15 protein-coding genes are annotated in these 17,990 nt (G+C 63.7%); 6 read left to right on the top strand and 9 right to left on the bottom strand.

Annotation, left to right across the window (positions count from 1 at the left end; genetic code table 11):
* Positions 1-190: 190 nt before the first annotated feature.
* Genes RQH14_RS16175 through RQH14_RS16150 form a run of 6 tightly spaced genes read right to left on the bottom strand, consistent with a single transcriptional unit; the run spans position 191 to position 8,558 of the window.
* Positions 191-1,609, bottom strand: coding sequence for an FAD-binding oxidoreductase (locus tag RQH14_RS16175; RefSeq protein ID WP_311214182.1), 1,419 nt, complete (start codon positions 1,607-1,609; stop codon positions 191-193).
* Positions 1,610-1,648: 39 nt separating this feature from the next.
* The gene (locus RQH14_RS16170; RefSeq protein ID WP_311214181.1) at positions 1,649-3,271 is read right to left on the bottom strand and encodes an ABC transporter ATP-binding protein; all 1,623 of its coding nucleotides are present in this window, start codon (positions 3,269-3,271) and stop codon (positions 1,649-1,651) included.
* Positions 3,268-4,125 carry an ABC transporter permease gene (locus tag RQH14_RS16165; protein ID WP_311214180.1) on the bottom strand — a complete coding sequence of 286 codons (858 nt, stop codon included), beginning with the start codon at positions 4,123-4,125 and terminating at the stop codon, positions 3,268-3,270. Before RQH14_RS16165 ends, RQH14_RS16170 begins: the two co-directional genes overlap by 4 nt.
* The gene (locus tag RQH14_RS16160; protein ID WP_311214179.1) at positions 4,122-5,150 is read right to left on the bottom strand and encodes an ABC transporter permease; all 1,029 of its coding nucleotides are present in this window, start codon (positions 5,148-5,150) and stop codon (positions 4,122-4,124) included. Before RQH14_RS16160 ends, RQH14_RS16165 begins: the two co-directional genes overlap by 4 nt.
* A gap of 1 nt (position 5,151) precedes the next feature.
* A complete protein-coding gene (locus RQH14_RS16155; protein WP_311214178.1) occupies positions 5,152-6,849 on the bottom strand; it encodes an ABC transporter substrate-binding protein in 1,698 nt (565 codons plus the stop codon).
* A complete protein-coding gene (locus tag RQH14_RS16150) occupies positions 6,846-8,558 on the bottom strand; it encodes an amidohydrolase (RefSeq protein WP_311214177.1) in 1,713 nt (570 codons plus the stop codon). The genes RQH14_RS16155 and RQH14_RS16150 overlap by 4 nt, the downstream gene beginning before the upstream one ends.
* Positions 8,559-8,736: 178 nt before the next feature.
* Here RQH14_RS16150 and RQH14_RS16145 point away from each other — a divergent pair, with 178 nt between their 5' ends.
* The gene (locus RQH14_RS16145; protein WP_253466480.1) at positions 8,737-9,414 is read left to right on the top strand and encodes a TetR/AcrR family transcriptional regulator; all 678 of its coding nucleotides are present in this window, start codon (positions 8,737-8,739) and stop codon (positions 9,412-9,414) included.
* A gap of 118 nt (positions 9,415-9,532) precedes the next feature.
* Positions 9,533-11,011 carry a gamma-aminobutyraldehyde dehydrogenase gene (locus RQH14_RS16140; protein WP_253466477.1) on the top strand — a complete coding sequence of 493 codons (1,479 nt, stop codon included), beginning with the start codon at positions 9,533-9,535 and terminating at the stop codon, positions 11,009-11,011.
* Positions 11,012-11,053: 42 nt separating this feature from the next.
* On the opposite strand, the gene RQH14_RS16135 is transcribed toward RQH14_RS16140, so the two are convergent.
* On the bottom strand, positions 11,054-12,019 hold the full coding sequence (locus tag RQH14_RS16135; protein WP_311214176.1) for an EamA family transporter: 966 nt from the start codon (positions 12,017-12,019) through the stop codon (positions 11,054-11,056).
* 21 nt (positions 12,020-12,040) lie between these two features.
* On the opposite strand from RQH14_RS16135, the gene RQH14_RS16130 reads away from it, so the two are divergent.
* Both RQH14_RS16130 and RQH14_RS16125 read left to right on the top strand, forming a co-directional pair.
* Positions 12,041-12,961, top strand: coding sequence for a LysR substrate-binding domain-containing protein (locus RQH14_RS16130; protein ID WP_311214175.1), 921 nt, complete (start codon positions 12,041-12,043; stop codon positions 12,959-12,961).
* A 116-nt stretch (positions 12,962-13,077) separates the two neighbouring features.
* Positions 13,078-13,404 (top strand): hypothetical protein, encoded by a 327-nt coding sequence (locus RQH14_RS16125; protein ID WP_253466469.1) that lies wholly within the window; start codon positions 13,078-13,080, stop codon positions 13,402-13,404.
* 4 nt (positions 13,405-13,408) lie between these two features.
* On the opposite strand, the gene RQH14_RS16120 is transcribed toward RQH14_RS16125, so the two are convergent.
* Positions 13,409-13,933 (bottom strand): histidine phosphatase family protein, encoded by a 525-nt coding sequence (locus RQH14_RS16120; protein WP_253466467.1) that lies wholly within the window; start codon positions 13,931-13,933, stop codon positions 13,409-13,411.
* 237 nt (positions 13,934-14,170) lie between these two features.
* Positions 14,171-15,037 (bottom strand): winged helix-turn-helix domain-containing protein, encoded by an 867-nt coding sequence (locus tag RQH14_RS16115; RefSeq protein ID WP_253466465.1) that lies wholly within the window; start codon positions 15,035-15,037, stop codon positions 14,171-14,173.
* Between the two features lie 652 nt (positions 15,038-15,689).
* On the opposite strand from RQH14_RS16115, the gene RQH14_RS16110 reads away from it, so the two are divergent.
* Positions 15,690-16,430, top strand: coding sequence for a response regulator transcription factor (locus RQH14_RS16110; RefSeq protein ID WP_090825045.1), 741 nt, complete (start codon positions 15,690-15,692; stop codon positions 16,428-16,430).
* A 3-nt stretch (positions 16,431-16,433) separates the two neighbouring features.
* The gene (locus RQH14_RS16105) at positions 16,434-17,927 is read left to right on the top strand and encodes a HAMP domain-containing sensor histidine kinase (protein ID WP_311214174.1); all 1,494 of its coding nucleotides are present in this window, start codon (positions 16,434-16,436) and stop codon (positions 17,925-17,927) included.
* The last annotated feature ends 63 nt before the right edge of the window (positions 17,928-17,990 follow it).

Here is a 17,990-nt window from a genome sequence, read left to right as displayed (position 1 = left end):
ATCCAAACACGCAAAACAGGCCCCACAACGAAACCACCCCACGCGTTGCGAGGCCCACTCTGCGTTCCTTCCCCCGAATCCAAACACGCAAAACAGGCCCCACAACGAAACCACCCCACGCGTTGCGAGGCCCACTCTGCGTTCCTTCCCCGGGATCCAAACACGCAAAGCAGGCCCCACAACCGGGGGGTCAGGAGTCGAAGCCCAGCCCCACGGCGTCGAGCGCTTTGAGGATGAGGTTCCGTTTCCCTTGGTTGTGGTCGGCCCTGTCCATGGACCAGCGGGTCAGGTTGATGCCCAAGGAGGCCAGCGGCTCAGGCGGGAAGGGCAAGGGCCGTTTCCGGACCATCTCCACCCGGGTGCGCTCGGTGTCGAGGCCGGCCAGCAGGTCCAGGAGGACGTCGGCCGCGAACGCCGTGGCCCCGACTCCCAGCCCGGTGAAACCAGCCGCGTACGCCACCCGCCCCTTCCGAGCAGTACCGAAGAACGCGCAGAACTGCGTGCTGGAATCGATGGGACCGGCCCACTTGTGCGTGAACTTCAGGCCTTCCAACTGCGGGAACGTGGTGAAGAAGTGGGAGGCGATCCTTTCCCACGTCTCCGGCTGGTATTCGTGCCGCTGGTCCACGCGACGGCCCCAGAAGTAGAGAGCATCGTACCCGCCAAAGAGAATCCTGTGGTCCTTGGTGATGCGGTAATAATGGAACTGGTTGGCGACATCGCCGATTCCCTGGCGCTTGTTCCACCCGATGGACTCCAGCTGTTCTGCCGACAGAGGTTCGGTCATGAGCGCATAGTCGTACACCGGCACGGTCATGAGCTGGTTCCGCTTGAGCAGGGACGGAAACACGTTGGTGCCAAGGACCACGTGCCCGGCTTCCAGGTTTCCCCGTTCCGTGACGACGGTGACGCCGCGCTCATGGTCCTTCAGTTCACGCACACGGGTGCCTTCATGGATCACCACGCCCAACTCCGTTGCCACCCGCGCCAGTTCAAGGCCGAGTTTGTACGGATGGACCATCGCCACGGAGTCCTTGTGCCAACGCCCCGCCAAGTACGTGGAGGAATTCACCTCGGCCCGGATGGCATCCTGGTCCAGGAAGACACTGCCCGGGCTGTCATCCTCCTGGAGCCACGCCACTTGGTGCGGTTCGACGGCTACGTTGAGCTCACCGGTCCGCTCCCAATCGCAGTCCATGCCGTATTTCTCCACGGCTTCCTGCATGCGGTCCAGGTTGTCCATGCCCAGCCGGTCCAAAATCTCCAGGTCGTCCGGCCAGCGGTTCTTGCCGTTCTCATGGCCGTGGGTGAGGCTGGCCTCGCAGAAGCCGCCGTTACGGCCGGACGCTGCCCAGGCCACCTGTTCTGCTTCCACCAGGATCACCGTCCGGCCAGGGTCGCGTTCCTTGGCGCGAAGTGCTGTCCAAAGGCCGGTGTACCCGCCGCCGACAATCACGAGGTCGGCGGCGGCATCGCCGTCGAGCTGCGGGTAATGAGTTGCTGAGTCCTTCAGGTCGTCGATCCAGAAAGGCCGGTGGGCGGCACCTTCCAGCGCGTGGGATACGACGGCGGTCTGCGGGACATTCCGTTCGAAAACGGTGGTCTTCACGGGAGGTTCTCCTGTTTCAATGGATGATCGAAGAGCCGGTCAGGCAATGACCGGCTCGGCGTCCCACAAGGGCCGGGGACGGGAGGCGATGAGGTTCCGCGTGTACTCATCTCCGGGGTCCTCAAGGATTCGCGCGGTGGGCCCCTGCTCCACGATCCGTCCCTGGTGCATCACGATGACTTCGGCGCAGAGCCGCGACACCACGGCCAGGTCATGGGTGACGAACAGGATGGTCAGACCGAGCTGATCCCGCAGTTCCTCCACGAGTTCCAGCACCTGGGCCTGGACGGAGACGTCCAAAGCGCTGGTGGCCTCGTCCAGCACCAAGAGGCGCGGGCGTGCAGCCAGGGCCTTTGCCAAGGCGACACGTTGACGCTGGCCGCCCGAAAGGGCCCGGGGCTTGGCATCGAACCGCTCGGGTCCGATCCCCACCCGTGCCAGGAGATCGCGTGCACTGTCCTTGGATTCCTTGCGTCCTTGCTTTTGGTGCAGCCGGAAAACATCGGCCACAGCGTTGCCAACAGCGATCCGCGGATCCAAGGACAAGTACGGGTCCTGGAAGACAATCTGTACTTCCTTGGCCAGCACTTTCCGCTCGGAGGTCTTCAGGGGCCGGTGTGGCCTGGTGACACCGCGGAGGGTGAGTTCGCCTGCTGTGGCGGTTTCCAGCGCCAGCACCAGCCTGGCGAGCGTGGACTTCCCGGAACCGGATTCACCCACGATGCCCAGGGACCCGCCCTCCGGCAGGCTGAAGCGGGCGTCATCCAAGGCGGTGATGACTTCTCCGCGGGGCAGGTGGTACGTCTTGGATAACCCCGCAACCTCCAGCAAAGGAGGCCCTGTCGGCTCAAGTCCGCGAGCCGCAGCCAAGGCAGCACCACCACCGGCCTCAATGACTGGAGTCGCCTCCACCAACTGCCGTGTGTAGTCCTGCTGGGGCGTCAGGAACACAGTCCGGGTGGGCCCGTGCTCCACCACTTCCCCGCGCCGGAGAACATAGACGCGCTCACACAGGCTGGCGGCGAGGTTGAGGTCGTGGGTGATGAACAGCATGCCCATACCCCGGGACTGCTGTTCTTCGCGCAGGAGCCGCACAATCCCGGCTTGGGTGGTGACATCCAAGGCGGTGGTGGGCTCGTCGCACAGCAACAGATCCGGCGAATTCAGGAGGGCCGCGGCGATCATGACGCGCTGGAGCATGCCACCGGAGAGCTGGTGCGGGTGCTGGTCCATGAGTTCCTTGGCCCGCTGAAGCCCTACTTGCTCCAGTTGCTTCACGGCGCGTTCGGTGGCCTCGGCGCGGGTCAGACCCTCAAACCGAACGAGTGTTTCCGTCAGGAAGTCCCCCACGGTCCGGACCGGGTTGATGCCGGCCCGGGGGTCCTGGAAAATCATCGAGGCATGCTTGCGGCGCAGCTCCATGAGCCGTTGCTTCCCGGCCGTCAGGGTGTCGAGGCCCTTCACGGACACGAGGCCGGAGGACTGTGCGCCGCCGGGAAACAACCCCAGCGCGGCACGGGTAGTCAGCGACTTGCCTGAGCCGGACTCCCCCACCAAGGCGACCGCTTCGCCGTCGTTAACGTGCAGGGAAACGCTGTCCAGCAGCGGCGGCCTGCCCGGAAACCCGAGCGTAAAATCTTCGATCTGCAGCAACTGGCTCATGAAAGTTTTCCTCCGATGCGGTCTGAAAGTTCCTCGCCGATGACGTTGACTGCTACCACCACCAGCACCACCACCAAGGCGGGCCAGAAGGCGGGAAGGAGGTAGCCGCCCAGCAGGGCGCCGCGGGATTCCTCGATCATGGCGCCCCAGTCGCTGGTGGGCGGTTGGACCCCGAGCCCGATGAAGGAGAGCGCCGCGAGGTCTGCCAGCACGTAGCCGAAGTTCAGTGTTGATTGGGCGCCGACAGTGGGAATGAGGTTGGGGAGAACACGTCCCAGCACCACCCAGGGCGTCCGGAATCCGAGCACCCGGTACGCCTGGACATAAGGCCTGCTGCGCTCAGCCACCACCAAGGACTGCGCGAGCCGGGCGACGTACGGAACATACGCGATGGTCATGGCCAGGATGGGTGCGAAGAGCCCTTTGCCGAACAAAGCGATGGCCAGCATGGCCATGAGCAGCGCAGGGAAAGCAAAGAGGAGATCGAAAAGACGGCCCAGGACTTTGCCCAGCCAGCCTTCGGACCAGCCGGCCACCAGGCCCAGCAGCAGACCCAGCACAGTGGACCCGATCACCACGATGGTGGGCCCCAGGAGCGAGGTCCGCCCACCGTGCATGATCCGGCTGAGGAGGTCGCGGCCCAAGGCGTCGGTGCCCAGCAGATGCTGCCCGCTGGGACCGGCCAGGACGTTGTTGAGATCTACGTAGTCCGGATCGTACGGCGCCAGGACCGGGGCGAACAGCGAAAGAAGTACGACGGCGGTGGCAACGGCGAGCGCGCCCCACGCCATGGGTGACAGGAGGCTGCCGTAACGGCGAAGCCCCGCCTGCGGCAGCTGGATGGCTAACGTCATCGGGACTCCGTTCCGGCCGCGATCCGCGGATCAATGAGGGGTTGGACGAGATCCACTACGGTGTTGACCAGGACGAAGGCCGCAACCACCACCATGACGATCGCCTGGACAACACCGAAGTCGAGCCTGTCGATGGACTGCACCAGGAGTTGCCCGATGCCGGAGAGGCCGAAGGTCCGCTCGATGATGGCGCTGGAGACCAGGAGTCCGGCCACCAGCACTCCGCTCACGGTCAGGATGGGTCCCATGGCGTTGCGCAGCACGTGGCGTGCCACCACGGACCCCCGGGTGAGTCCACGGCTGGTTGCCACTTCGACGTGTTCGCGGAGCAGTTGCTCGTTCATGGAGGAACGCGTAACCCTGGCCACCATGGCGATGTAGGTGATGCCCAAGGCGAGCGCCGGGAGGGTGAGATGCCAGATCCGGTCCCAGCCGCCGTCGCCGCTTCCAAAGGAAGGGAACCATCCCAGGCCCACGGAGAAGAGCGCTACCAGGGCAATGGCCGCAACGAACGGCGGGACTGCCCCGGCCGCAGTGAGCGTAATGAGGATGAAGCGGTCGCTGAAACCCTTGTTCAGGCTGGCGACGATCCCGGCGAACAAGCCAAGGACGGTGATGAACACTGCGGCCAAGGCGACGAGTTGCAGGGTGGTGGGCAGCCGTCCGAGCAAGACGTCGGAAACGTCCTGGCGGTAGGTCAGTGAGCGGCCCCAGTCCCCTTGCAGGATGCCGCCGAGCCAGTTCAGGTACTGTTCCCAGGCCGGCTTATCCAAGCCGAACTGCCGGGTGATCTCTTCCAGTGCCTCAGGTTTGGGGCTGCGTCCCCTCAGCAGGAAGCGGGCCGGGTCTCCGGGGACCAGGAAACGGGAGAAGAAGACGGCCACGGAGGCAACGAACAACGTCAGCACCAGGGCCAGCAGCTTCTTCACGATGTAGACCGCCGGGCGGACCGCCCTGCGTTTGTCCCGCTTGGGGCTGGGAGCGCCCGGCGCGTTGGCAGCCTGGACTTGATCTGTAGCGGTCATGTCAGCGACCTCCTATCTGGGCTGCCCACGGGTAGTACATGTAGTTGATGGACGGGTCCGCACCAGTGATGCGTTTGCCGAGCCACATGGAGGTGACGGTTTCGTAGAGCGGCCCCCAGACCACGTCTTCGCTGGCCAGCTTTGCGGCCTGGCCGGTGAGTTTGCCGCGGGCTTCCGGGTCCTGAACGCTGTACGCGGAGTTCACCAGGTCATCGAATTCCGCGTTGCTCCAGCCGCCGTAGTTGCTGAAGTCGCCGGTCCGCAGCACGCTGTACATTTCCAGGGGTTCGGTGCTGGAGAGGTACCAGGACGTCACCAGCAGGTCCACGTTCTTGCGGGCCTCCGGGTCAGAGAACAGGGTGGTGTATTTGTCGTTGGACATGGTCTGGATTTCAGGTTCCAAGCCGATCTCCTTGGCCGCGGACGCGATGGCCCGTGCCGTGATGTCGAACGCGGCATTCAGGGAGGCGGTGGCAAAGACGAACTTGCTGCCTTCCGCCCCGGCTTCCTTCACCAGCTTCTTTGCCTCTTCCAGGTCATAGGGCGTGGAGAGGAGGCCATCAAAAGCCTCATCAGCTGTGCCGGCCGGGACGTCCTTCCACACACTCCTGGTGGTCAGTGCGTCCGTGCTCTTCGCGTACCCCTGCTCCGCGGCCTTGATCAGCGCTTCACGGTTGATGGCCATCATGAGTGCCTTGCGGACCCGGACATCCTGGAAGGTCCCGGCCAGGTTGGTGAAGACCATGCTCTGCACGGAGGTGTCATTGCCGAAGTACAGGGACCCGGCGTCCTTGTTGGCTTTGAGGATGTCGATCGCGTTGGACGGAATCGCGAAGCCGCCGTCGATTTCGCCGGTCTGGAAGGCGTTGATACGTGATGTGGCGTCCGGGAGCATGGTGAACGTGACCTGCTTCGACTTGGCTTTCAGGTTCGGATCCCAGTAGTCGTCGAAGCGTTTGAGGGTGATGCTCTCCCCCGCTTCCCACTGGTCGAACTGGAATGGCCCCGTGCAGTTCACGCCCGCTTTGGAGTTGCCGTAGTCCTTGCCTGCTTCCTCGAGGGTTGCTGCGGACTCCACTACGCCCGGGGCGCCAACCAACGAATTGTTGAACACGTAGTCCGGACGCGTGGTGGTGACCGTGACTTCGTAGTCACCGGTCTTCTCGATGGATTCCACGTTTTGGTAGGACGACGCCCAGAACGAACCCACTTCCGGATCGATGTGGCGGCTCAGGGACGCAACGACGTCGTCCGCCGTCATCTCGCTGCCATCGTGGAACTTCACGCCCTGACGGATGGTATAGATCCACGTGAGGGGATCCGGATTCTCCACTCCCGTGGCCAGGCCGGGCGAGGTGGAGAGGTCCGCATTCCAGCGGAAGAGCGATTCGCACACGTTGGCCAGGACAGTGTTGTCCGGGTAATCGAACGCGTAGGCGTAGTCCAGGGAGAACGGCTCCGCGTACATGGCCCAGGTGAAGTTGTCGATCTCCTGGGTGGGCTTGTCTGTGGAGTCGGACAGGGTGTACTTGGCACCGCCCGCGGCGTCGGTCACACTGGCGGGCCGCGTGCCGCAGCCGCCCAGGACCAAGCCGAGCACGACGCCGGCCACCGTCACCGCGGTGATGCGCGACGGCGTCGTCCGCTGTTTGCGGCGCACGGCACCCTGCGCAGGCAGGGGTGCTGTCGGCCGTCTCACTGCGTTACCGTCGTCTGGTGACTGCGGGTTGTTTCCGTGAGTGGGCTTTGAGCGGCCGCCCGGTCATAGACGCACTCGCCCCCAATCCACGTCTGCGTCACCACTGCGCCGTGCAGTTCCTCCACGGGAAGCTCGAAGAGATTGACGTCCAGAATGGCGAGGTCGGCGAGTTTCCCCGGTTCCACCGTTCCCGTTGCGGCGTCCAGGTGGTTGATCCATGCCGTGCCGTGGGTGTAGGCGTCCACGATCTGGTGGAGACTGAGCTTTTGTGATTCCGGGCCGAGCGGGGGCAAGTCCTCGCCGGGAGCTGTGCGGTTCACCGCTACATGGATGGCTGCGATGGGGTCGGCCGTGGAGACCGGCCAGTCGCTGCCTGCCACCACTGTGGCGCCGGCGCGGGCCAGTTCCCCGAACGGGTAGTGCCTGTCTTCCGCACCCGGTTCCAGGAACGGGAGTGTCAGGGTGTCCATCTGTTCCTCGTGGCAGGCCCACAGAGCCTGTACGTTGGCGGCCGCATTAAGCTCCGCGAAGCGGGGAATGTCCTCGCCGCGGACCACCTGCAGGTGAGCGAGGTGGTGCCGGTGATCGTTGGCGCCGTTGCTGATCCGGGCTGCTTCCAGCGCGTCCAGGGCATCCGTGACAGCACGGTCGCCGAGGGCGTGGAAGTGAACCTGCATGCCCTCGGCATCGATCGCGGTGACGAACTCCTTCAACTGCTCCGGCTCGAAGAACTCGATCCCGCGGTTGTCCGTGTGGTGGCCGTGGTGGTCCAGGTAAACATGGTGCATGGCGGCCGTGTAGTTTTCGGCCACGCCATCCACCATGACTTTGACCGTGTTGGCATTGAGCTGCAGGGGGTCGAATGCTTCGCGTACGCTATTCCGGCGTTCCACGATTGCGTCCAGCTGGGACATGCCTGCGGTCCTGTCCCACCATTGGCATGCCGTGACCCGGACTTTGAGATCCCCGGCCTTCGCGGCGTCCTGGTAGACCTCAAGGTGATCGGCATGTTCGCCTTCCGGGATGGGAACCCAGGCGTCCTGCCAGGCTGTGATGCCTTGGGCGAGCAGCAACTGCTGGGATGCGAGCAGCCCTTGGTACGCCAACTCATAGGGCACGGCCGGCTTTACCTCGTTGAAGAGGTCCATGGCACCTTCGTGCACGGTGCCTGCCGGCGTTCCGTCCTGTTCGCGTTCCAACCGGCCACCGTCCGGATCAGGGGTGTCCTTGGTGATCCCGGCGGCTGTGAACGCCGCAGTGTTGGCCCAGGCGCCATGGTGGTCCCTGTTGACGAGGTACACGGGCCGGTCCGGGACCACAGCATCAAGCAAGTCCCGCACGGGTGTGCCACCGGGGAAGAAATCCATGGACCAGCCTGCGCCCAGGATCCACGGTTGGTCCGGGTTGTCCGCGGCGTAGCGGGCAACTTTTGCCACGGCCTCTTCTGCGCTGGCCACCTCCGTCAGGTCGCACTGGAGCAGCTCTATCCCAGCGAAGATGGGGTGGATGTGGGCGTCCTGGAACCCGGGAAGCACCAGTTGCCCTTCCAGGTTCACGCGACGGGTGTTCGGCGTCGCAGTTTCCTCCAGGTCCTCGGGACTGCCGACGGCGATGATCCGGCCGCCCCCTATTGCTACATCTGCCCGAATGGGTCCGGCGCCCTTGCCGGTGTACACCCATCCGTTCTCCAACAAAATCTCTGCGTGCACGATCGAGTCCTTTCGAGGGAAATTCAACTCTGGGAGACAGACTATGAGCCGGATCACATTAAAGTCAACAGTGTTGACATCAACGCTGACAAAGACTTTGACTTATCCTCGAAAGGAGGTGCCCATGGATCATGTAGGTTGATATTCAACCGGGGATCGCATGGAAGGCGGACAACAGATGGTGCAGCCAGCACAGTCGACGGACCGCCGCACGCGCTTGGACCCAGCCACCATCATTGACGCCGTCCTCCGGATTTCACACCAGGAACCCGGCGAACGGTTGACCGTCCGCCGGCTGGGACAGGAACTCGAAGTGGATGCCACCGCCGTCTACCGGCATTTCCGGAACAGGGACGCAATCGTCAGGGCAGCACTGGACAAGCTGTTCATGACATCGGTGGAGCGTACGCTGGCCGCGGCGCGCGATCAGGACTGGCGCACCCGGCTTGAAGCGTACCTGGACGAACTCCTCAGGGTTTTCATGCAGCACCCCTCCTTGGGCAGCGAGTCATTCGCCACGGACACCTACGGCCCCGGCGAGCTAAAGGCAATCGAGTTCGTCCTGCAATGCCTCACCGACGCCGGGCTCGACGAGGACCGCGTGGTGCACTACTACGCAGCCTTGGAAAGCTACACCCTTGCACTCGGCGCCGGCATTGCCGTAGAAATCCAGCGACTCCCGGACTCCGAGGGCCACGATCCCTGGCTCAACCCCAGGGTCTTCACCCGCATCACCGGGCACCCCCTCCTGGAAAAACACCACGCCGCACTGCAAAACCTCGACTCATTGAAGGCATTCCAAGCCGGTCTCGCGGCCATCCTGGACAGCGCCGAACGCGAAAGCACGCAGGCCTGACACCTGCCTGCCCGGCAACGCAACGCAACGCACCTCCCCCGCACGACGCCATTATCCGGCGTCGTCCCTTCATCACTGCCCGGACACCGACGCCCGGCAGGGAAAGCACGGCACCCACATGCATCAGTTCATCAACGGACACCTTCTGTCCGGCACCTCGGGCAACACCTTGGACGTCATCAACCCCGCGACCTCCGAGGTGGTGGAAACCGTGAGCCTCGCTTCGGTGGCTGACCTCGAAGCCGCGGTGGCAGCTGCCCGCTCAGCCTTCCCCGCATGGTCACGGACCACCGCGGGAGAACGAGCCGGGATCCTGCAGAAGTTCGCCCGGATCATGGAGGAACGGGCCGCGGAGTTCTCCCGGGTGGAGAGTTCACAGACAGGCAAGCCGCTGCGGCTGACCCGCGAATTCGACGTCCCCGGCACCATCGACAACATCGATTTCTTCGCCGGAGCCGCCCGCCACCTCGAAGGCAAAGCCACAGCTGAGTACTCACCCCAGCACACCTCCTCCATCCGCCGCGAGGCGATTGGCGTGGTGGGGTCCATCGCACCGTGGAACTACCCGCTGCAGATGGCTGCATGGAAGATTCTGCCCGCGATCGCCGCTGGCAACACCATCGTCCTCAAGCCCGCTGAAATCACGCCGCTGACATCGCTCATGTTCGCGCAGGCGCTCACGGATGCCGGGCTGCCCGACGGCGTGGTGAACGTGGTGGTGGGCGACGGCGCCACTGTTGGGGCAGCGCTCATGCGGCACCCCGATGTGGACATGGTGTCTTTCACGGGCTCCACTGCGGTGGGCCGCACGGTCCTGGAAGCTGCTGCCGTCAACGCCAAGCGCGTGCACCTTGAGCTGGGCGGAAAAGCACCCTTTGTGGTGTTCGACGACGCCACGCTGGACGCCGCAGTGCATGGCGCCGTTGCAGGTTCGCTCATCAATACCGGACAGGACTGCACCGCCGCCACCCGCGCCATTGTGCACCGGAGCGTGTACGAAGAATTCGTGGCGAAGGTCGCCGAGCGGTTCGACGGGATCGTCCTTGGCGCGCCTGGGGATACCGACGCGGACCTTGGCCCCCTGGTCTCCTTCAAGCAGCGCGACCATGTGGCGGGAATGGTGGATCGAGCCCGGGGCTACAGCAAAGTAGTGGCCGGGGGTCATGCCCCTACCGGCGGCGGCCTCGAAAAAGGCGCCTTCTACCGGCCCACCCTGGTGGTGGACGCCGCCCCCGATTCAGAGATCGTCAAGGACGAGGTCTTCGGCCCCGTCCTGGTGGTTCTTCCCTTCGACACCGATGACGAAGCGATCCAGCTCGCCAACGACACCGTCTACGGATTGGCAGCGTCAGCCTGGACCAACAACCTCCAACGCGCCATGCGCGCCACCCGCGAGATCAAGGCGGGCTGCGTCTGGGTCAACGACCACATCCCGATCATCTCCGAGATGCCCCACGGCGGTTTCAAGCAGTCCGGATTCGGCAAGGACATGTCCGCGTACTCCTTTGAGGAATACACCCAGGTGAAGCACGTGATGGTGGAGCTGGACGGCGTCATCGAGAAGGACTGGCACCGGACCATCTTCACCCTGCGCTGATTCCCTCCGTTGCGGGGCCCGCTCTGCGCGCTTCCGCGGAAATTAGAGCCGCAGAGCGGGCCCCGCAACGGTCGGTTTGGGACGGATTTTGCGTCCCGCCCCGAGCACTGCCGTGGCCACACCGAGGAGCAGGATCAGACCGCCCACGATTTCGGTGAGCGTGGGAATCTCGTTCAGGACCAACCACGCCGCCGTCATCCCCACCACAGGGACCAAAAGCGTGAAGGGCACGACGTCGGAACTCGGGTACAGCGACAACAACCGGTTCCAGATGCCATAACCAATCAGGGACGCAAACACCGCCGTGTAGATCGCGCTGAGGATGGTGGCCGACTGCAGGTCCGTGAGCGTTGCCCACACCGTGCCCGGCCCGTCCACTACCAACGACAACCCCGCCAAGGGAACAGGAACCACTGCACCGGACCACACCACCAGGCCCAAACCGGAAGCGGCTTTGGAGTGCCGGGCCGCCACGTTGCCAACAGCCCAGGACAACGCCGCAGCCAACACGATCATGAGCGGAAGGACGGGGGCCACAGCGCTGCGCCCCAGTGCCACCACGCCCAGGCCCGCAATGCCGAGCACGACGCCGGCCATCTGGCGACGACTGGGCTTCTCCCCCAGCACCTTCGATGCCAGCAGGATGGTGAACAGGACCTGCGCCTGGAGGACCAGTGAGGCCAAACCCGCCGGCATCCCGAGTGCCATGCCCAGGTACAACAGGCCGAATTGACCGGCACTCATGAAGAGTCCGACGCCGACTATCGCCTTCCAGCCCACGTCCGGCTTACGGATGAACAGGATGAACGGAAACACGACGAGCAGGAAGCGCATCGCAACGAAAAGCAGCGGAGGAACTTCCCTGCCGTTCGCGTGCAGGCCAAGGTCAATGGCTACGAAGTTGATGCCCCACAAGACGGCGACCAAAACGGCGAGGGCGGAGTGGCGAAGGTTCACAAGTACACTCTGACTCTCTTCAGTGTGAAGCACCAGCGTTGAATTCTGCATGGAAACGCGTAGATTTGCTTCATGATCGACATCTCAGCTTTGCGGGCGCTTGTTGCCGTGGAACAGCACGGCTCGTTGGTGGCGGCCTCCGATGTGATGGGCTTCAGCCCCTCCGCGGTCTCACAGCAGATCAAAAAACTGGAGAAGCAGACCGGTGTTGCCGTCCTGGAGCGCAATGGCCGCGGCGTGCTCCTCACTGAGCGAGGTCTGGCATTGGCCGGCTATGGCCGACGGATCATGGGTGAACTGGAGGAACTTCAGGCAACGCTGCTCGCTGATCCCGCCAAACCGTCCGGCCTGCTGAGATTGGTGGCGTTCTCAACCGCGTGCCGGGGGCTGGTGGGGCCAATGCTCAAGCGCATGGCGGCCGCCCACTCCGCCGTGGAGATCACAGTGCTGGCAGAGGACCCCCGCGAAGCGGTTCAGAGGGTGGCATCCGGCGAGGCGGAACTGGCAGTGGTCCACAATTGGAACTCCGTGCCACTGGTGATCCCGGAGAACCTGGTGCACGAGGACCTCTGCATCGACCAGGCCGACGTCCTGGTCAACAGCACCCACCCTCTCGCGTCCCGCAACGCCGTCGAGCGTGAAGACTTGCTCAACGAGACCTGGATCAGCACCCCGGCGGGGGCAATCTGCAACGAGGCTCTGTTGCAGATCTTCGCAGGACTGGGGCGGGTTCCCGACATCCGCATCTATGACCCCGACTTTTCCACGCACATCGCCATGGTTGAGCAAGGGGTAGCCGTGGCGCTGGTGCCGCGCCTGGGGAGGCCGCTGCTTCCACCGGGAGTCATGGCCATTCCCGTGATGAACCCCGTCCAGCAACGTTCAGTTGGCGTGGTTTACCGGAAAACGATGACCGCCAGCCCCACCATCCGCCACACCGTACGCATACTGCGGGACGTGGCCGCTGAGGACCTGCCTTTGCCGCGGGGTTGATCAACGTCACACAGGGGAACATTCGACGCCCAGCCAGCTGTTAGCTTAGGCTAACCTTACCTAGCTGTCCGCGCCGCCCGGAGCGCGATCGTCGAAACTTCTGAAGGGGCCCAACTGTGGAAGCAATCCTCTTTCCCACGGACATGAACCACCATCACACGTATGGCCTGGTGAGTTACATCATGATCGACGACGGACTGTATCCGAGCGCCCACAACCGGCGCGATCCCTACGCACTGCCGGCTTTCGATATCCGCGGGCAATGGGTGTACCCCAGCCGCTACAACGAATACATGGCACCGCAGTTGCCGGTCTACATGTTCGACGGCGAGTACCTGATCGCAACGGGGCACGGAGATGAAGCAGCGGGCCTGCCCGTTTTCGAGATTCGTTGCATGTGCATGCCGCAGTTGGCCCACGGAGATTCCAGCAACTCGCAGTAGCAGGTTATGTGCGGGGCACCGTGAAGTGCGTCAGCCGCGCATCCTGCCCATCCAGCTCAGCCCAGGTTTTCTCCGTCTCCAATACCGTCAACGCACTCGTTGGGTATCGGGTGGCGGCATCCATGTAGGCGTCGTGGTCCGAATCGCGCGAAGCCAAGTGCATGGCGAGGTCCTGGACCCCGGGCATGTGCGAGATGACCATCAGGGTGGTCACGGTGTCGGGGACATGATTGATGACCGTTAGCATGCGGTTCGCGGAGGCGGCGTACAGGCCCTCTTCAAGCTTCGGCGTCGGCGCTTTGTCACCCAGCTCATCGCACACCCAGGTGCACGTCTGGCGGGTCCTCAGTGCGGACGAACACAGGATGAAGTCCGGCACCACGCCCTGCTTGAGCAACCACTTGCCCGCGAGCGGAGCCTCACGGTGCCCACGCTCTTCGAGGGGACGCTCGTGATCAGGCACACCCATGGGCCAATCAGCCTTGGCATGCCGCATGATCACGAGGCGCTTGATGTGGTGGTCGCTCATGAACCAACCCTATCCGCCCCGGACACGCGGCGGCAGCGGGCGTGCCAAGGGGCTTCACCAGCCAATGCAGGTGGTAGCCCGCACACACCCCTCGCGCACGGACCCTTCAGCCGCGGAGGCCAATCCTCTTCAGGGCAAGCAAAAGCCGAAAGACGGCATATCCCGACAGCGCCGTTGTTGCGTGAGGAACGAGCGCAGGCGCAGAGGGATGATGCCGCCTTTCGGCTGCAGTACTGCTTAGATCGAGTATTCCGGAGCGGCCCACACAATAACTTCGGGGTGCTCGTAGAAGCGGTAGCCCTGGCCGCGGACCGTGCGGACGGTGTTGGCGAGGCGGCCGAGCTTGGAGCGGAGGCGGCGGATGTGGACGTCGATGGTGCGCTCGTTGGGCACCTCTTCGGCGTTGCGCCACAGACCCTCAAGGAGTTCGTCGCGACCCACGGTGCGGGTACCGTTCTCGACGAGGTAGTTGAGGAGCTCGAATTCCTTGAACGTCAGGTTCAGGGATTCGCCATCGAGGTGCACTTCGCGGCGGGCGAGATCGATCAGCACGCCGGAGGGGCGGGATTCCTGCTGGGGCGTCGGACGGGCAGCTTCGGTGCGCTGGCGTGCGGCGACGGTGGGGTCACCGAAGGTAGAACGCACGACGTCGAGTGCGGACCCGGGCGCGCCGGCTGGGGCGACTGCCACGGCAGCATAGCTCTCAGCGCCGGTCACGAGGGACTGCGCATAGGCGCGGATTTCCTGGGCAAGTTTGGCAATGGAGGTGCCGGCTGCCGCTGCGGTTTCTTCGTCAATGCCCATGTAGAGCACAAAGCCACGGGCCACGTTGTCGTTGGCAACGGGGCGGAGCCTGTCGGACTGGGCAATCACCGGAGTGGGCGCAGTCATGGGTGCCGGCTCGGCGGTAGGTACAGCGCGCAACTGGCCATAGGAGTTGGGGTTGTAACCCTGTGGAACATAACCGGGAGCCTGCTGGCCCGTGCCTTGCTGGGCGGGGGCGTAGCCGGGGCGGTTGCCGAAGCCGGGCCGGAGCCCTGCGTTCGACGCGGCCTTGTTGGCGTTACGGACGGAGATGTGGACGTATCCAGATGCAACTGACATGGAGTGCTTACCTCAAAAGTGAATAGCCGTCATCGCGGCTTCGAATGCTGGTTGTCCCCGCAATGAGTTTGGGGATGGGCGCCCAACGCTGGGCTAGGGGGCGAATGCCTGAAACTTCTTGGGGTGGAAAGTTAGGCTTGCATTCGACAACAGCGGTCATCATGGCCAGCGGGTGTGCTGGACCAGGTTGCTGCGGCTGCAGGTGCTGTTGAGTTCTTGTTCACATTGGAAGTGTGCAACGTAACAATGGCAACACGCAAGTAACAAAGCGCCGAACCGTCCACATTTTGAGACGGAGAGGTCTATTGTGCCGTAAATCACAATTCAGCCGTGGTGATAAATGAACGCCATTTCATTCGACTGAGACAAGAAATATTCGCCATCCACTGAATTTTCTTCGGCCAATCGGGCATGATGTGCATCGGCATTCCCGGGAAGTACCCAGCTGCGGAATCTCACGATCTGAAACACTTGTTGTCCAATCGCCGGGGGCCCGTTCGGGAATTTTCCGCCGAAATTCTGCTACAAGCCGTAGAAACGGGATTCCTCGAGGCTCACGGCTTCCGGACTCCCACCTCGCTAGTGTTGACTTCACAGCATCCTCACAGGACAGGCAAAGCGGTCGCTAACCCGCAGAACAGAGAGTTGTCCCATGGCCTCCTCGCATTCCATGACCAACAATCTCCCCCAACTGTCCCACCCGGACGGCTCACCTATCCGCGCCTTGGTGGTGGATGACGAACCCAGCCTGGCCGAACTCATGAGCATGGGCCTGCGAATGGCCGGCTGGTCGGTAGCAGTTGCCGGCGACGGCCCCGAGGCCGTGAAGCTCGCCAAGGATTTCCGGCCCGACGTCCTTGTTCTGGATGTCATGCTGCCCGGATTCGACGGCGTGGAGGTCCTCAACCGCATCCGAGCGTTCGCCCCCGAAGTTCCCGCGCTTTTCCTCACCGCCAAGGACGCTGTGCAGGACCGCATCGTTGGCCTGGCCGCCGGCGGCGACGACTACGTCACCAAACCCTTCAGCATGGAGGAAGTCCTCCTGCGCCTCCACCGCCTGGTCCAGCGTTCCGGCGTGGCCGCCATGGACACTGCCGAGCTGGTGGTGGGCGACCTCACCCTGAATGTTGACACCCGCGAAGTCACCCGTGCCGGGGAGGACATTCCCCTCACCGCCACCCAGTTCGAACTTCTGCGGTACCTCATGGAAAACCCCAAACGCGTGGTCAGCAAAGCCCAGATCCTGGACCGGGTGTGGGACTACGACTTCGGCGGACAGGCCAACATCGTAGAGCTCTACATCTCATACCTGCGCAAGAAGATCGAGGCCAACCATCCGCCGATGATCCACACCATCCGTGGCGCCGGCTACGTCATCAAACCCGCGGACTAGGCGTTGAGCACACTTTCAGGAGTGGCCAGGACGTCCGGTCGCAGCTGGCTCAACCCCTCCACCTGGCACTTGCGCACGCGGCTGGTCCTGGTGGCCATGGCCCTGCTGGTCGCCATCTGCGGGGCAGTGGGCGTGGTGAGCTACGCCTCCATGGACATGGTGTTCAACAGGCAGCTCGACAGGCAGCTGGAGCAGGCGTCCAGCCGCGCGAATGACTTCGGCAGGCCGCCGTCGAACTTTCCTGGATCCGGAAGGCCTGACCCGCTGGAGGCTCGCGGGCAGGCCGCTGGGACACTGAACGCCCGGATCGACGGCTCAACTGTGAGCAGCTCGGGCCTGATCGATGCCAGGGGCAATCGTGTGTCGCTCTCTACGGACGACGAGCAAGTGCTGTTGGCCCTCCCCAAGAACAGTGATCCGGCGGACCGATCCCTCTCCAACGGGGACTACCGGCTGGTGGCTGTCGAGACCGCCTATGGCGATGTGATCGTCACGGGCCTGCCGCTCGCGGACAAGCAAAGCGCCGAGGCCTCACTGGTGTGGACCATGGTGCTGGTTTCCCTGGGCGGTCTGGTCATCATCGGCCTCGCGGGAACAGTGATCATCCGGCGGACCATGCGGCCGTTGGAGCAGCTCTCCGAGGTAGCCACCAAAGTTTCGCGCCTTCCCCTCGACGCCGGTGAGGTGGCACTTGCTGTGCGCGTACCGCCGTCGGCCGCCCATCCCGGAACGGAAGTCGGCAGCGTTGGCCATGCCCTCAACCAGATGCTGAACAACGTCTCCAATGCCCTGGAAGCGCGCCAGGAAAGCGAGACCAAAGTGCGCCAGTTCGTCGCGGACGCGTCGCACGAACTCCGAACGCCGCTGACGGCCATCCGCGGTTACACCGAGCTGCTGAGGATGACCGAGAACTTCACCGATGACGGCCGAAAGTCGCTGTCACGCGTCCAGAGCCAGTCCGAACGGATGACCACCCTGGTGGAGGATCTGCTGCTCCTTGCCAGGCTGGATGAAGGCCAGCCGGTCAAGGTCACGGACGTGGACCTCACCCAGTTGGTGATCGAAACTGTCAGCGATGAGAAAGTCATGGCACCGGACCACATCTGGCAACTTCAACTGCCTGATGAGCCCGTCACGGTCCGGGGTGACGCTACGCAGCTGCACCAGGTCCTTGCCAATCTTCTCTCCAATGCCCGTAAACATACCGACTCCGGCACCACGGTGGTCACCGGCGTCATGCTCTCTGCCGATGGCAGCGCTGTGGTGACCGTGACGGACAACGGGCCCGGCATTCCAGAGGATTTCCAGGGCCGGATCTTCTCCCGCTTTGCCCGCGCCGATGCCGCGCGATCGGGGTCTGAGGGCACCTCCGGACTGGGCCTGTCGATCGTTGAATCCATCGTGGAAGCGCACGGCGGCACCGTGGAAGTGACCTCACGGCCGGGGCGCACGGAATTCGCCCTTCGACTCCCCGCTGTCGCCAACGAACAGATGTAACGAAGTCAGCAAGGCGACTCACCGGCGTCGTGATCTCTGTTACCTAAATGTGACTTCTGCGAA

Source organism: Arthrobacter sp. WCS2018Hpa-7, assembly GCF_031843805.1.
GTDB lineage: Bacteria > Actinomycetota > Actinomycetes > Actinomycetales > Micrococcaceae > Arthrobacter.
The sequence above is the reverse complement of the archived record's forward strand: the minus strand, read 5'-3'. Positions and strand labels throughout refer to the sequence as shown.

Bases quoted from the DNA above. Each gene is read 5' to 3' on its own strand.
- RQH14_RS16110 (WP_090825045.1), top strand. From the start codon at position 15,690: ATGGCCTCCTCGCATTCCATGACCAACAATCTCCCCCAACTGTCCCAC.
- RQH14_RS16165 (WP_311214180.1), bottom strand. From the start codon at position 4,125: ATGACGTTAGCCATCCAGCTGCCGCAGGCGGGGCTTCGCCGTTACGGC.
- RQH14_RS16135 (WP_311214176.1), bottom strand. From the start codon at position 12,019: ATGCAGAATTCAACGCTGGTGCTTCACACTGAAGAGAGTCAGAGTGTA.
- RQH14_RS16160 (WP_311214179.1), bottom strand. From the start codon at position 5,150: ATGACCGCTACAGATCAAGTCCAGGCTGCCAACGCGCCGGGCGCTCCC.
- RQH14_RS16140 (WP_253466477.1), top strand. From the start codon at position 9,533: ATGCATCAGTTCATCAACGGACACCTTCTGTCCGGCACCTCGGGCAAC.
- RQH14_RS16120 (WP_253466467.1), bottom strand. From the start codon at position 13,933: ATGAGCGACCACCACATCAAGCGCCTCGTGATCATGCGGCATGCCAAG.
- RQH14_RS16130 (WP_311214175.1), top strand. From the start codon at position 12,041: ATGATCGACATCTCAGCTTTGCGGGCGCTTGTTGCCGTGGAACAGCAC.
- RQH14_RS16170 (WP_311214181.1), bottom strand. From the start codon at position 3,271: ATGAGCCAGTTGCTGCAGATCGAAGATTTTACGCTCGGGTTTCCGGGC.
- RQH14_RS16115 (WP_253466465.1), bottom strand. From the start codon at position 15,037: ATGTCAGTTGCATCTGGATACGTCCACATCTCCGTCCGTAACGCCAAC.
- RQH14_RS16145 (WP_253466480.1), top strand. From the start codon at position 8,737: ATGGTGCAGCCAGCACAGTCGACGGACCGCCGCACGCGCTTGGACCCA.